The 15,784-nt window shown below is 36.8% G+C and carries 14 protein-coding genes; 11 read left to right on the forward strand and 3 right to left on the reverse strand.

Annotation, left to right across the window (positions count from 1 at the left end; all coding sequences use genetic code 11):
- Window positions 1-62: 62 nt before the first annotated feature.
- The 3 genes from KHA95_RS08405 to KHA95_RS08415 form a co-directional block, all read right to left on the reverse strand.
- The gene (locus KHA95_RS08405) at window positions 63-206 is read right to left on the reverse strand and encodes a hypothetical protein (RefSeq protein WP_213137061.1); all 144 of its coding nucleotides are present in this window, start codon (window positions 204-206) and stop codon (window positions 63-65) included.
- Between the two features lie 556 nt (window positions 207-762).
- Window positions 763-930 (reverse strand): small acid-soluble spore protein O, encoded by a 168-nt coding sequence (gene sspO, locus KHA95_RS08410; RefSeq protein ID WP_213137062.1) that lies wholly within the window; start codon window positions 928-930, stop codon window positions 763-765.
- 331 nt (window positions 931-1,261) lie between these two features.
- The gene (locus KHA95_RS08415) at window positions 1,262-1,651 is read right to left on the reverse strand and encodes a cupredoxin domain-containing protein (RefSeq protein WP_213137063.1); all 390 of its coding nucleotides are present in this window, start codon (window positions 1,649-1,651) and stop codon (window positions 1,262-1,264) included.
- Between the two features lie 570 nt (window positions 1,652-2,221).
- Between KHA95_RS08415 and KHA95_RS08420 the strand changes: the two genes are divergently transcribed.
- From KHA95_RS08420 to KHA95_RS08470, 11 genes are all read left to right on the forward strand, one after another.
- Window positions 2,222-2,812, forward strand: coding sequence for a TetR/AcrR family transcriptional regulator (locus KHA95_RS08420; RefSeq protein ID WP_213137064.1), 591 nt, complete (start codon window positions 2,222-2,224; stop codon window positions 2,810-2,812).
- A 140-nt stretch (window positions 2,813-2,952) separates the two neighbouring features.
- The gene (locus KHA95_RS08425) at window positions 2,953-4,272 is read left to right on the forward strand and encodes a purine-cytosine permease family protein (protein ID WP_213137065.1); all 1,320 of its coding nucleotides are present in this window, start codon (window positions 2,953-2,955) and stop codon (window positions 4,270-4,272) included.
- Window positions 4,273-4,302: 30 nt separating this feature from the next.
- Entirely contained in the window at window positions 4,303-5,397 is a 1,095-nt protein-coding gene (locus tag KHA95_RS08430; RefSeq protein WP_213137066.1) for a DUF917 domain-containing protein, read from the forward strand.
- A complete protein-coding gene (locus KHA95_RS08435) occupies window positions 5,397-6,953 on the forward strand; it encodes a hydantoinase/oxoprolinase N-terminal domain-containing protein (RefSeq protein WP_213137067.1) in 1,557 nt (518 codons plus the stop codon). Before KHA95_RS08430 ends, KHA95_RS08435 begins: the two co-directional genes overlap by 1 nt.
- A 393-nt stretch (window positions 6,954-7,346) precedes the next feature.
- The gene (locus KHA95_RS08440; RefSeq protein ID WP_213137068.1) at window positions 7,347-8,606 is read left to right on the forward strand and encodes an AGE family epimerase/isomerase; all 1,260 of its coding nucleotides are present in this window, start codon (window positions 7,347-7,349) and stop codon (window positions 8,604-8,606) included.
- Window positions 8,593-9,819 carry a hypothetical protein gene (locus tag KHA95_RS08445; protein WP_213137069.1) on the forward strand — a complete coding sequence of 409 codons (1,227 nt, stop codon included), beginning with the start codon at window positions 8,593-8,595 and terminating at the stop codon, window positions 9,817-9,819. The genes KHA95_RS08440 and KHA95_RS08445 overlap by 14 nt, the downstream gene beginning before the upstream one ends.
- A 275-nt stretch (window positions 9,820-10,094) precedes the next feature.
- Window positions 10,095-11,174 (forward strand): ABC transporter substrate-binding protein, encoded by a 1,080-nt coding sequence (locus tag KHA95_RS08450; RefSeq protein WP_213137070.1) that lies wholly within the window; start codon window positions 10,095-10,097, stop codon window positions 11,172-11,174.
- Window positions 11,175-11,269: 95 nt separating this feature from the next.
- Complete coding sequence (locus tag KHA95_RS08455; RefSeq protein WP_213137071.1) at window positions 11,270-12,391, forward strand: ABC transporter ATP-binding protein; 1,122 nt, start codon at window positions 11,270-11,272, stop codon at window positions 12,389-12,391.
- Window positions 12,351-14,036, forward strand: coding sequence for an ABC transporter permease (locus tag KHA95_RS08460; RefSeq protein ID WP_349305452.1), 1,686 nt, complete (start codon window positions 12,351-12,353; stop codon window positions 14,034-14,036). The genes KHA95_RS08455 and KHA95_RS08460 overlap by 41 nt, the downstream gene beginning before the upstream one ends.
- 33 nt (window positions 14,037-14,069) lie before the next feature.
- Window positions 14,070-14,921 (forward strand): protein phosphatase 2C domain-containing protein, encoded by an 852-nt coding sequence (locus KHA95_RS08465; protein WP_213137072.1) that lies wholly within the window; start codon window positions 14,070-14,072, stop codon window positions 14,919-14,921.
- A gap of 94 nt (window positions 14,922-15,015) precedes the next feature.
- Window positions 15,016-15,783, forward strand: a complete 768-nt coding sequence (locus tag KHA95_RS08470; protein WP_213137073.1) for a glucosamine-6-phosphate deaminase — start codon at window positions 15,016-15,018, stop codon at window positions 15,781-15,783.
- Window position 15,784: the final 1 nt, after the last annotated feature.

Here is a 15,784-nt window from a genome sequence, read left to right on the forward strand (position 1 = left end):
ATTTAAACCCAAGCGTTGATTTATTGGTATGCTATTTCAAATGTTGAACAATAAACGTACTGTTAAAGATTATCTGTATTAATTCTTGGGGTGTCTTGTTCAAGAGCCGCAGTTGCACTAGCATTATCATTATGTCGATCGTTTTTGGATCTATCTAATTTACTGTTACTTTCTATGTGTTTGGATGTTTTCTTTTTGTCAGCCACTTTATCACCTCCTATGGATAATATGTCCAACTTTTACTTTGAAAATAAAAATGATTAAAGCATATTTCTTAATGCTTTAAACAAAGCGATGTTTGAACGACGGTAGAAGGCTTTAGCGCTTTTTTTTGGAATATTTCAGGATTAAAAACTGACTTTTCAATTTGTAGCTCAAGCGATTGTTTAACTAAATGATAATGTAAATTCAAGCTGGATCTGACATATCGGTTCAGCTTTTTATTAAAAAAATTCCTTCGATCAGGCTTTCATGGATTAGCCAAGATATGAGTTGCTCTTTTGGTAATGTAGTCTAACTTTTGGGGGCATTAGAAGCAATGCTATTTTTCTTATTCAAGTAAATGACAGTTTTATTAAAGGGCAATTAAAAAACGCCAGCGGCTAAAAGGTATATCGGCAGATAAAATGTTGAATTAATTGATGGTGTGAAGCTTGTGGAATGATGGATAGAAGGACTTCAAGAGGATCAGAAGGAAAATAATAGAGACCATTGAATGGACGTAAATAAGGAGCGAACTAATATCATTCGCTCCTTATAATATTATTGCTTCTTTTTCCGTTTCTTGTTGTTTTGTTTTTGAGCAGCGGTCAACGGTTCGTTCGCATATTCTTCGTTCATGCCCGCACCAAAGTCAGGTCCTTTTTCGGGATTCATACCTTCAATATTACTAGCTGTTCTTTTTGTCTTTGGCAACGCACTCACCTCCATCGATTATTCTGTGGCGCATATGTGAAAAGTATTCCTTTGTTTTTGCGTTACTTGCCATATTTGTATCAACTATTAAAGTAGTAGCGCTTATCTCGATCATGGAGGACTGAAAAATACTTTCGGTTCGCTCCAATGAGAATTATTATTGCTTCCTTTTCTGTTTCTTGTTGTTTTGGCTTGGAATAGTAGTCAACGGATCGGTTGCAAGTTCCTCCCTCAAACGTGCCCTAAAGTCATTTCCCTTTTCAGGTTGCATTTCATTCAAATGATTGTCTGTTCGTTTCCCATTAGGCATTTCTTTCACCTCAACATTTAGCTTGCGCCCTACTTGTTATTTGACGATTACCTTTCCGACCATTCCTTTGTTTACATGATATCGGCATATGAATTCATATGTACCGGACTTTATTGGTTTCAAGGTAATGTTTTTTTCTTCTCCCGGCTGAACTTCAACGTCAATTCCTAGCTTTTCCACTGTGAAGGTGTGCTCATTATTACCTATGTTTTTCAATATCAAAGTTGTCGTTCTTCCATTAGGAATAGTAATGACATTCGGATTAAAGTAATCATCGTTCATCTCTACCTCAATTGCTTTCGCCGTCTGCATAGGCTGTGTTACGGCGCCAGATTTGGCAAATACGGAAAATGAGCCTGAAGTTGTCACAACCATAGTCATCGCAAGTAAAACGATCAAACCTGTTAACCATTTTTTCATAGACATTTGCAATCCCTCCTTTCCTGAAAAGTAAATTGGCTAGGGGCAGTTATATTGACGTGTTAAGCTAGAGTCGCAATGCCGTGCACTTTACCACATTACCCATTCTTTTTTCGTTATTAGATTATATTCTTCGTTCATGTTTGCTCCAAAATCGGTTCCTTTTTCGAGGCTCAGTCCAATTAATATTACTAGCAATTCTTTTTCTTTTTCGGCATTTCCTTCACCATTGATTAGTATGTGTGCGTTAGTAAAATATATTCCAGAACTTAGGAGGGGCATCGTTTGCGATTGCATTTTCATTAGTTCAATGTGCAGAACAATGGAGAGAGGGGGAGCAGTGAGCAACATCCTATTTTTTTCTAGGAAAATACCGAAAATTATTATTGTACTAAAATAAAATTTATAAAAATTTTTGCAAAAAGTGAAAGCGTGACCATATGTGTTAGCTCAGGAATGGATCTTCCTACCTATTGTGTATCGAATATTTGTTTTAACTCAAATTATCTAAAAACTTATTGACTACTAAAAAATTTGCACATATAATTAGCCTAACGTTTGTTAGGTGGTGAATATATGCGTGAAAAATTAATAAATGCGGCAATAAAACAATATGCTTTGCATGGGTATCATGGAGCAACGGTGAAGAAAATTGCTGATGAGGTTGGGATAAAGCCACCTTCCATCTATTTTTTCTTTAAAAATAAGGAAGATTTATTTATGGCTGCGTTTAAACAGTTATTAGATAACCACTTTAAGAAGATGGAGAGCATTTCAAAAGAAAATTGGGACAAGCCTGTTGAAGAAATTTTTATGGCGATGATCCAGGGAATTGTTTCTCACCATAAAGGGGATATGGAAGGGACGAATGCATATATCTCACTTGTTACTTCTCCAATAGAGGAAATTTCCAAGTATCTGTATCATCACATGCTTCGTTATAACGAGTGGCTTGTCGATTTACTAGAAACGCTCCTGAAAAGCAAATATCCCAATATATCATCTCCAGAAATGGATCGTATTGTAAAAAAGTTCGTACTGATTGGTAATGGTGTTTTTTGGGGAATCAAGTTATACGATGAAGAAAATTTAGAGGAACAGCTCGTACTCGCAAATCAAATCATTCATGCATTATTCGAAGAAGTGAATGAGAAATACATTCAGTAACATAGGTCGTAACAAGGTGAACTTTAAAAAGTGGAAGTCGGAAATTTCCGAATATTAGGTAAGGCTTTGCGAACACTAAGAGTTTATTTGCTTTTTAAAAAGAACAATATGAACAATCCAAATTTAGGGGGCAAAAGAAAATGGCAACAAAAGCGAAGGCAACAATTGGAGATGATTATTCGTTAACAAGGGTGCCAATGTCAGCGCGACAATCATTATGGAGTATTACGATTGTACGAGTTGGGGCATTAGCAACAATTAGCCAGTTTATGCTAGGCGCGACGTTAGGGTATGGAATGACATTTTGGCAAGCATTCTGGGCGACAGTGCTAGGCAGTATCATTTTACAAGTCATCAGTTTTCTTCTAGGTTATGCTGGTGCACGTGAAGGACTTTCAACTAGTTTGTTGTCAAGGTATACAGGTTTTGGGCGATATGGATCAAGTATTATCGGAGCGGTCATTGCGATTGCTTGTATTGGTTGGTTTGGCGTTCAGAACTCTGTGTTTGCCGAAGGGATTGTGCAGGCAACTCAAGGGAAATTATCGCTTCCTATCGCTGCGATCATTACTGGATTAGGGGTTACAGTACTCGTAATTTTTGGTTTTAAGCTATTAAGTATCACTGCAACGATTACTGTGCCTGCTTTCCTATTAGCAGTTGGATTTGGGATTTATCACGTATTGAGTGATTATTCGTTTACTGATTTATTAGCTGCTTCTCCAGCTGGTGATGCATTGTCAATGGGCGCTGCTGCTACGATGGTTGCAGGAGGATTTATTATTGGTGCTGTTATTACACCAGACTTTAGTCGATTTGCTAAAAGTAGTAAAGATGTTTTTTGGATGGCAACGATCGGTGTTCTTGTTGGTGAACTAGGGATAAATATGATTGCCGTATTACTTGCACTTGCTGCTAGAACAAACGACATTGTCAATATTATGGTAACAACAGCCGGCTGGTTCGGTGCATTCGTTGTTGTATTATCTACAGTAAAAATTAATAATTTGAATTTGTATTCTTCCTCACTAGGATTCACAAATATATTCGACTCTTTATTTAACATTAAACTGAATCGAGGAAAAGTAACACTGATTATCGGAGTAATTGGTACATTACTATCGATTATTGGAATTTTAGACTATTTTGTTGGTTTTCTTGTCTTCCTTGGTGTGCTTGTTCCGCCTATTGCCGGAATTATCGTAGTTGAGTATTTTATTTTAAAAACACACCGAAAAGAATTAGATGAAACACGGAAGGAAGGAACATTACCGGAAGTTGGGAAAATGCACCCAATTACAATTATTGCCTGGATTGCTGGATTTGCTGCTGGTTATACAATCACAATTGGTATTCCATCGATCAATTCACTTTTAATTAGTGGGCTCGTTTATTATATTGGCGCACTGATTATAAGAAATTCTACAAAGAACGGAAAAATTGAAGGCAAAGCAATATAAGGTAATTACAATTAATGGAGGTTTAAAGACATGAGGAAAATTGGAAAACAGGAGATTGAAGATATTGCAGTTGGTGCAGCTCTGCTTGGAACGGGTGGGGGCGGCGACCCTTATATTGGCAAGCTTATGGCACTGCAAGCAATTGAGGAGTTTGGACCAGTAACGGTCTTAGAGCCGCACGAAGTTCCTGATGATGCTTTAGTCGTACCATCTTCAATGATGGGAGCACCAACGGTCATGCTCGAGAAAATTCCTAGTGGTGAAGAAGCGACAGAGGCCTTTCTAAAACTTGAAGAACATTTAGGTGAAAAGGTGTATGCAACGTTTCCAATTGAAGCGGGCGGGCTAAACTCGATGCTACCTTTCGCAACTGCTGCAAAATTAGGATTACCTGTTGTAGACGCAGATGGAATGGGAAGAGCTTTTCCAGAATTGCAGATGGTTACATTTTATTTAGATGGTATATCGGCGACACCAGCTGTCATTGCTGATGAAAAAGGAAATACAGCATTGCTATCAACGATCGATAATGTTTGGACAGAAAGAATTGCTCGTGCAGCTACAATTCAAATGGGTGGATCTGTCATGAATGCCATGTATTCCATGAGAGGGAAAAACTTAAAAGAAAGTGGTATACCTAACATCTTAAGACTGGAAGAAGAGATTGGAAAAGCCATTCGCCTTGCGAAAGAGAATAATGTAAATGCGATTCAAGAAGTATTAAAAGTCGTCGGCGGATTTGAATTATTTCAAGGAAAAGTAACAGATATTGATCGTAAAACAGAAACAGGATTTGCCAGGGGTGTAGCAACATTTGAAGGCATGAATGAATATAAGGATGAAACGCTGCAACTTCGTTTTCAAAATGAACATTTACTTGCACAAACAGACAGCCGACTGCTGTGCGTAACACCGGATTTAATTGCGGTACTCGATGCAGAGACGGGGAATCCAATCACAACAGAAGGAATTCGTTATGGTTCAAGATGTGTCGTGATCGGAATTCCATGCCATCCGAAATGGCGGACGGAAAAAGGGATTGCAACGGTTGGTCCAAAATATTTTGGCTATGATGTTGATTATATTCCAGTTGAAGAACTTGTAAATAAAGGTGGGGCGAAATAATGGGTACGTACCGGATCGGAATTGATGTTGGCGGAACACATACAGACGCCGTCATATTAGATGAAAAGAATCAAGTGATTTCAGAAACAAAATCATCGACAACGCTTGATGTGACAACAGGTATTTATAATGCGATGCATAAGGTAATTACAAATGCAGATGTTCCAAGAGAAAAGATTCACTATGCGATGCTTGGAACGACACATTGCACGAATGCCATTGTTGAAAGAAAAGGATTGAATAATATTGCTGTCATCCGTATAGGCGCTCCGGCTACTTTAGCGGTAAAACCAATGACTGGCGTAGAAAGCGAGCTCCGTGATGCACTCGGAAAATATGTATATCTTGTACGCGGCGGGCACGAATTTGATGGGCGTGAAATTGTTTCTTTAGACGAAGAACATTTATATCAAATTGCAAAAGAAATAAAAGGAAAAGTAGACTCCGTTGCGATCACATCTGTTTTTTCACCTGTATCTAGAGACCATGAAGAACGGGCGCGAGCAATATTTATGGAGATACTTGGCGAAGAAATTTCGATTTCTTTGTCTTCTGAGATCGGTTCTGTCGGATTATTAGAAAGAGAGAATGCGACCATTTTGAATGCATCTGTTGTCAATGTGGCAAAAACAGCTGCAAATGGATTTATTCAAGCATTAAAGAATGAAGGAATTGATGCGAAGGTATTTTTCGGTCAAAATGACGGTACGTTAATGTCCGTGGAATACGCTATGAAATATCCAATTTTTACGATTGCTTGTGGACCAACGAATTCTTTGCGTGGTGCATCATATTTAAGTGATTCAACAGACGCCATTGTTGTCGATGTTGGAGGTACAACTTCAGATGTCGGAATTTTAGTTAACTCATTTCCACGAGAATCTTCTTTAGCTGTTGAGATTGGCGGAGCACGTACAAACTTCCGTATGCCTGATTTAGTTTCAATCGGTCTAGGTGGCGGAACAATTATCCGGATAAAAGAAGATGGAGAATTTACAATCGGCCCAGATAGTGTAGGCTATCGCTTACCTGAAGAGGCGATGATTTTTGGCGGAGATACATTAACGACAACAGATGTAGCCGTCGCATTAGGGAAAGTAGAACTTGGTGACCCATCTAAAGTAGCGCATTTGGATAAGGAATTGCTTCAACAAGTATATGTAAAAATGGTCGAGCTGGTTGAAGAAGCCATTGATAAGATGAAGGTAAGTGCCGATCCGATGCCGGTTATCTTAGTTGGTGGGGGAAGTGTCCTATTTCCAAAGGAATTAAAAGGAGCTTCCGAGGTATTGCGTCCTGAGAATTCAGGTGTTGCCAATGCGATTGGCTCAGCAATATCCCAAGTAAGTGGTCAGATTGAAAAAATCTACTTAATCGATGAAATTGGCAGGGAAAATGCTTTACAAGCAGCCAAGGAAGAAGCGATGGCAGAAGCGATCAATGCAGGTGCTAATAAAGAAAGTCTTGTCATCGTCGATATCGAAGACGTACCACTTGCATATCTTCCAGGGAACGCTACAAGGGTACGTGTTAAAGCAGCTGGCGAACTAGTTTAATAGGGTCCCTCATACCCTTAATATTATAAATGTGATCTATATAAAGGCGTTGACAATTTAAAAGTCAACGCCTTTTGTGTGTTTGGGAGCGTAGTCCCTGATACACTTTTCCCTCAAGAACATTTTAACTGCATTCAAAATTTCAATATGAATGCAGTTTTAATATGTTTAAATCCTTTTGTTTAAAACTACTTTCAATAATATTCACACACTTCGGAAAAATAAGTCTTTACACTTCCGTTCAATTGTGATACTTTATTAACAATTAATCATAGTCTAGGACTAAATGATCTTTTGTCAAAATGTTAGAGGCAGTACATATTTTTAATTTCTATTTATAGGGCTCAAAGCTCAGAGTGGGTTAAGGGAAATAAAAATAAAAAGGGTGAAAATATGTACAATCAACCTTCAAGGGAAAAATATTTAATGGAGTTACAGGAGAATATGTTGCCATTTTGGGAAAAGGCTATTGATCGGAAATTTGGCGGTGTTTTTACTTGCTATACAAATGAGGGGGATCGTTTAATAAGTGACAGAAAATATGTATGGTCACAAGGTCGCTTTTTATGGTTAGCGTGTAAATTACAGATGCTAAAGGAGCAAGGCATGGTTCAGCTTTCTCAACATTGGAAAGAGACGATCGATGCAACATTTCAGTTTTTAAACAAAAATGCAGTAATGTCCAATAATCATATCGTTTTTGCACTCGAGAGAGATGGCCGGAAGATAGATGACGAAATGGATAAAAGTATTTTTGCAGATTGTTTTTATGTATTAGGCTGCAATGCTTATTCTCATTATATGAAGGATATGGAAGCATTTGAGCATAGCTTAATCGTATATAAGACGGTCAAATTAAGAATTGAAAATAATGACTTTGATTCAGAGCCATATCCAATCCCAGCAGGATATAAAGCCCACTCTATTCCTATGATTCTATTAAATGTTGTAGAGGAACTTTATGAGACGGCTAATGCCTTTCATCATCCTAGTAGATCTTTTTTATTGCAGGACACAAAAGCTTATCTTGATGAGATCATGAAAGAGTTAGCAGAGGATGGCAGAATTGTTGAAATGAAGCCAGCAGCTTGGAATAATACTGATACGCTTTTATCAAGGCATGTGAATCCAGGGCACACACTTGAGTCATCATGGTTTATGATCCATAGCTTAAGAAATTTGCAATTAGCGAATGAAAAAGATTATATATCAGATATATCTAAACTAGCGATGAATGCGTTAACAATCGGATGGGATGAACGTCAAGGTGGGTTGTTTCGTTTTGTCGATAAAGAGGGTGGCATGCCACAGGGAGAATTGATCGGTACTCCTATAGAATCACTTATACGCGAAACATGGGATACAAAATTATGGTGGCCTCATTCGGAAGCACTATACACTACTTTATTATTTTATGAAAAAACGGGAGAAAAAGATTGGTTGAAATGGCATAAAAAATTAGATGAATATGTGTTTCATACTTTTCCTAATAAAAATAAGGAAATAGGAGAATGGATACAGATTAGAGATCGGAATGGTGCACCTTTACAAAAGGTCGTTGCTTTGCCTGTAAAAGATCCATTTCATATTATTCGAAATTATATTTTGATCATTCAATTACTAGAAGGGAAAAATTATTATGATATTGGGTGAAAGTAAACAAGATATTACGCCGCTTATCCCAATTGAATTAGCAGGGTTCGCTCATAGAGACGGTAAAACCCGTGAGGTAATGTATCCATTATTTTTAAAAACGTATTATTTGCAAATGGAAAATAAAATCTTTTTATTTATAGTCGCTGACTTGATCTGGTGGGATACGGATCATGTGAAAAAGATGAAAGCAGAAATTGAGGATAAATTTAAAATTCCAAAAGAACACATTTGTTTTCATGCTACTCATAATCATTCGGGACCGCAAACGAGCGCAAGATTTAGTAGGGAAATAGGTAGACTTGAAAAAGGATATGTAACTTTTTTAAACGACTTGATTTTTATAAGTATTGAAGAATGTTTACTAAATAAAGAAAAAGTTAGGGTTGAAATTAGAAAAGGAAAAGCAAGCATTGGTGTCCATAGAAGAAAAAAAGTAAATGATGTGGTCGTTATGGAGCCAAATGTTGAACAATTAGTCGATGATACTGTAACTGTGATCACCTTTATTACAAATAACAGTAAAAATAAGGCTATTTGGATTCATTATTCATGTCATCCGACTTGTACGGATGCAAATATTCTTTCAAGTGAATTTCCCGGAGTTTGTTGTCGATATGTAGAAGCAGCTTATGATAGTAATGTTGCTTATCTCCAAGGGTTTTGTGGTGATATCCGCCCTGCACTTATTAAAAATGATAAATTTCATCGAGGAACAGTCCATGATATGGAGCTCATTGGAAAAAAGCTAGCGGCCGAGGTTCTTAATGTTTTAAAAAAAGATGGGAATATATGTAATACAGAACCGTTTTTATTCCGTCGACAGGTTGTATCTTTATCTTTTAGTGATGAGGTAGTTGATGATAAAATACCCAAAGCTTTGTTAGGGGAATGGCCGACTCTTGTAAGAAATATTAGGAAAAATTATGAATTATTGATTCAATATATTAAATTATGTGAAGGCCTGACTTTCATTAGTTGTAATGCTGAATTAGTTGAAGCATATGGAAAATTTATTAAGGAGCGTAGGCCTGATATTTTGCCTTTAGGGTATTCAAATGGGATGGTTGGATACATTTGTACACAAGAGCAAATGGAAGAAGGAGGATATGAGGCTGAGGAATCGTTGTTTTATTTTGGATATCCATCAAAACTAAGTCCGTCAACAGAAAGGGATATACAAGAAAAATTAAAACAATTAATGGAGTATTGAAATGTATGCGCATACAAACCGATAGTAATCTAACTTTAATTAGTCATAGACTATTACTAAAAGGTTTTATGAACCGTTACTACCTATTTAATTATTCGTATAACTGTAATTTCTATATATATCGGCATAACTAACTCAATCTTACAAAGGGGTGATTTTCCTATGTTATTAGTTTCGTAATGGAAAGGAGTGATTCATTAAACAACCTTGGAGCATGTTGTAAATGTTGATAAGTTGAAGTCGTTGATAATTAGATTAATAAGGGGGATAAAAAGATGCGTACTAAATTTCTCATTATATTGACTGTACTAGTTATGTCTTGCCTGTTAATAGCCTGTGGAAATAATGCTTCAGAAACTAATTCAAATAATGAATCTAATAGCAACTCTAATACAGACTCTAATACTTCAACTAAGGAAGAAAAGAAAGGGACAATTACCCTTTACTCTCCCAACATCGCGGCGATGGATAACGTTATATTAGGCGAATTTGAAAAGCAAACTGGAATAAAAGTAGAGAGGGTAGCTGGTGGTGCGGGAGAACTATTAAAAAGAGTAGAAGCCGAGGCGGGAAATCCGCTAGGAGATGTGTTTTGGGCTGGGGGCGCTGATTCATTAGAAGCTTATGCAGAATATTTTGAGCCATATGAGCGAAAGGAAAAGGATAAAATCCAGCCGGAATTAATGATGAGCAGTGACAATAGCTGGGCACCATTTCATGCGATCCCAACTGTTGCCATCTACAACAAAAAGATGGTGAACGAAGATGAGGTGCCACAAGGTTGGGAGGATCTTCTTGATGAGAAGTGGAAAGGTAAGATAGCATTTGCTGATCCTACGAAATCGAGTTCTGCATACACTCAACTGTACACGATGCTATTAGCATTTGCTGATGATGGAAACGATGGCTGGGGCTACGTTGAAAACTTCGTTAAAAATCTAGATGGGAAAATATTATCTGATTCGGGATTAGTTCCAAAATCTGTCTCAGATGGTGAGTTTGCGATTGGTCTTACTCTAGAAGGAGAAGCAATTCGATTTATGGAAAGTGGCAGTGATATGGGGATTATTTACCCGAAGGAAGGAACGGCTGTTAGACCGAGTGGAGCTGCGCTAATAAAAGGAGCAAAAAATCCGGAAGAGGCAAAGCAATTTCTAGATTTCCTAGTTAGTACAGAGGTTCAAGAGTTAATTCAAAAGGATTTTTATAGTAGATCAGTACGAACAGACGTAGCGCCTGCTGAGGGGATTAAACCCATTAGTGAAATTAAAATGGTAGATTACGATATCCAGTATTCTGCTGAGCATAGAGATGAATTTATGAAGAAATTTAGTGATATTGTGAAAAGGAATTAATTGTATTCATTAACATTCAAGGATGCACCTTAAAAGAGGTGCTCCTTGAATAGTAGATAAATCTTTCTAAATTAAACCGACTAGGGGAGAGAAGAATGCTAAAAGTTACTTTAGAAAACTTATCCAAGGATTTTGGATCCCATAGGGCAGTGAATAATGTGGATTTTAAAATAAACGAAGGAGAATTTTTTACTTTATTAGGTCCAAGTGGTTGTGGAAAAACAACATTATTAAGAACCATTGCGGGGTTTTATAAACAAGATGAAGGAAACATATATTTTGGGGAAAAGTTAATTAACGATATTCCTACACATCAAAGAAATATTGGTATGGTATTTCAAAACTATGCTATTTTTCCACATATGTCGGTTTTCGATAATGTTGCCTACGGTTTAGTCGCACGTAAAATCGATAAAAAGGAAATCGAAAGACGTGTAATGGAAGCATTAGACATCGTGGAATTAGCTCATTTAAGGAATCGAATTCCATCGGATTTAAGTGGAGGGCAACAACAGAGGATTGCCTTAGCTCGTGCGATTGTCATTCGGCCGGGATTATTATTAATGGATGAGCCACTGTCGAATTTAGATGCAAAGTTAAGGGTGAAAATGCGCAATGATATTAAAAGATTACAAAGGGATTTGAACATCACAACGATTTATGTGACACATGATCAAGAGGAGGCACTTGCTGTTTCGGATAGGATTGCCGTGCTTAAAGATGGGGTCGTTCAACAAATTGATACACCCCAAAATATATATTTAATGCCTCATAATCAGTTTGTAGCAAACTTTATGGGCACCTCTAACTTCATTAAAGGGCATTGTGAACTTGAACAAAATGGAGAAACTATTATTTATTTACTTGATAAATCCATACGTATACCTAGCAACATAAAATATGAAGGAGAAATTATGGTTTCAATTAGACCCGAAGATATTAATCTGTCGTTAGATCAAGCTGATAACAATCTTTTTAGAGGGGAGATCGAATTATCAGTGTTCTTAGGGGAAAAAGTGAGCTATCTTGTCAGACTAACAAATGGTGATTTGATTGAAGTCTATGACCATCCAAAAGGTCAAAAAAAGATGTTGGAGGAAAAACAAATTGTTTATCTAGATCTTGGAATCGAACGAACTGTCATTTTGAATGCAACGGGAGATGAGGTGATTTACCGTGGAAATAAAGACCGCGAATCCATTCTCAATCAAGCATAGATTGTTGCTGCTTCGATGGGATTTTTGGACATTTGTTATCTTCTGCACTTATATTATTATGTTTGCCTTTGTTATTTATCCTTTGGCTACTTTAATGATTAGTAGTTTTATAGGTGAAGAAGGCGGATTAACATTGCAGCATTATATTGATTTTATTCAGCTTGATTATTATCGAAGTGCATTAAGAAATAGTTTAATCGTATCAACGTTAGCTACGATCTTTGCGATTATGATTGGTTTGCCCCTGGCATATATTTCAACTAGATATGATATAAAATTTAAAGGGCTATTACAAATGATTATTGTCTTATCACTTTTATCACCGCCCTTTATAGGTGCTTATTCATGGATTATTTTAATGGGGAATAATGGAATGATCACGAATTTCATACGAAATCTTGGTTTTGAGATTCCTTCGATCTATGGTATGCACGGGATCATCTTTGTCTTTACAATGCAGTTATATCCACATATATTCTTATATATTTCTGGTGCGTTAAAGTCGATCAATACGTCATTGGAAGAAGCATCAGAAAGTTTAGGGATGAAAAAATGGCAAAGATTTAGGACGATTACTATTCCTTTAATTTTTCCCACCCTATCAACAGGTGCACTTATGGTATTTATGGCTTCCTTTGCTGACTTTGGTACACCTATGTTATTAGGGCAAGGCTTTAAGGTATTGCCGATTTTAGCGTATAATGAGTTTATCAATGAGATGGGTGGAAATCCCGCGATGGCCAGTACATTAAGCGTAATTATTATTATTTTTACAACGACTGTATTATTTGCTCAACGTTATATTATTTCTAAGAAAAACTATGCATCTAACGGTATGAGTCCTCCAAAAGTAAAGAAGCTATCGAAAGGAAAGAAAACATTACTGTCAATCTTAGTATTTATCCCTGCTTTTGTCTCAATTTTGCCTCAATTGACAGTAGTTACAACTTCATTTATTAAAACAAATGGTCCTATCTTTCAAAAAGGCTTTAGTTTGGATAGTTATCGAGAAGTCATTTTTAGAGTTCCGCACGTCATTACAAATACATTTTCATTCTCACTCGTATCCATTATTTTAATGATCATAATTGGAATGTTAGTGTCCTATGTATTAGTTAGAAGAAATAACAAATTTACAGCTATGTTGGATGCGGTCATTATGGTTCCATATGTAATGCCGGGGATTGTGTTAGGGATCAGCTTAGTCATAGCTTATAACAAGCCTCCAATTATTTTAACGGGTACATGGGTAATCCTTGTTATTGCCTATTTTGTCAGAAAGATCCCATATACGATTCGTTCAAGTACAGCATATCTCCATCAATTAGATAAAAATGTAGAAGAAGCTTCGATTAGTTTAGGTGTACCTCCAATGAAGACATTTTTTAAAACTACGGGACGATTAATGATTCCTGGGGTTATGTCTGGTGCTTTATTAAGCTGGATCACAACAATCAATGAATTAAGCTCAACTTTAGTATTGTATTATGGGGCAACAGCTACGATTTCGGTTACTATTTATAGTGAAGTATTAACGTCTAACTATGGGACAGGTGCTGCCCTTGCATCGATTTTAACATTATCGACATTTATATCATTATTAATTGCTAATAAATTATCAGGCGGTAGAGGGCTATCTTTGTAAAATGTGAAAAATATTTATGGAAGGATAGTGGGTATGAATATCGAGTCAATTACTCTGCAAGGATCAAACGAATGGAATGAAGATGCACTAATTCTGAATGAAAAACTGGGGATTTATGGAGTAGCTGACGGGGCCACATCTCTAGTCCCGTTTCGCTCTGAAAAGGGGGAGACAGGTGGGCGGTTGGCCTCACAGATTGTGAAGTGCTTTTTTGAAAAACTTGATGAACCAACTAGCCAATCATTAGAGGAACTTTTAGTTGAAGCGAATGATTTAATTGGAAACAAAATGAAGGAAGCAGGAATTGACACAAGCTTAAAGGACAATGTATGGACGACAGGCGCGGCCATTATAAAGGTTGAGGAAAATCAGATTGAATATGTGCAGGCTGGCGATTGTATGATTATCGCCATGTATAAAGATGGCTCCTATCGTCTTTTAACGAGAGACCAAATCTCCTTTTTTGATAATCAAACAAGGCTAAAATGGGTAGAGGCAATTGATGAAGGACTAAATGATCGCCAAGAAATCCGTAAAAAGATTGAGCCCGTTATTAGAAAACATAAAAGTAAAATCAATACAAATAACGGATATTCTGTATTAGATGGAAGCAGAGAGGCCGGGCTTTATTTAGAATGCGGAAAAATTAATCGCTTGCAATTAGCTGGGATCATCATTTGTACAGACGGATTATTTATCCATGACGAAAAGGGGACGGAGAATAAAGTAGACCCGATTAAAAATCTTGTCCAACAAACATCAATTGTTGGTTTGGAGGGCTATGCAAATTATTTAATCGCTCTTGAAAATAAAGATCCAGATTGTTTGCGTTTTCCAAGGTTTAAAAAATCAGATGATAAAACTGCTGTATGTATTGAATTTTAAATAAGGGGGCATCTTAAAAGGTTTCTAAGTGCTCTTTTCACTTATTTAGTCATAGTCTATGATTAATGATATGGTTATTGGAGGGAACTTTATAATGAAAGATATTGTTGAAAAAGGTCGGAAGGATAAGCTCCATTACTATGTTTGTGCAACGAGAGAAGATATGGGAAGGGTAGCGGGGCAAATGGCAGCAGCAAGCATTAAACAATTATTAAAGGAAAAGGAGATCGTGCGAGTCATATTTGCATCTGCCCCATCACAGAATGAAACTCTATCCTATTTAATACACGATAAGGATATTGATTGGACACGTGTTGTAGGCTTTCATATGGATGAGTATATTGGACTTTCGCATGATTCAGATCAATGGTTTAAAACTTATTTGCAAAAAAATATAACGGACAAGATTAAAATGAAGGATTTCCACTTTTTAGATGGTACGGCAAACCCGGAGGAAGAGATGAAACGTTATTCTTCTTTATTGAACGAATCACCAATTGATTTGGTTTGCCTTGGGATTGGGGAAAATGGTCATATTGCATTTAATGACCCACCTGTCGCAAATTTTCAAGACACAGAAACAGTAAAAATGGTGGAACTTGATGAATATAGTAGGCAGCAGCAAGTAAATGATGGGTGTTTTTCAGCTTTAGTGGATGTTCCTACACATGCGCTTACATTAACGATACCTATATTAATTTCAGCATCGACTTTAATATGCACCGTGCCGGGTAAAACGAAAAAAAATGCTGTTTATAAAGTATTAAATGAAAAAGTTAGCACCTCCTGTCCAGCAACAATATTAAAAACGCATGAGAATGCGCATCTGATTATGGATGAAGAGGCCTATGGGGGGCAATAAA

The sequence above is a fragment of the Bacillus sp. FJAT-50079 genome, assembly GCF_018343515.1.
In the GTDB taxonomy this organism is placed as follows: domain Bacteria; phylum Bacillota; class Bacilli; order Bacillales; family Bacillaceae_C; genus Lederbergia.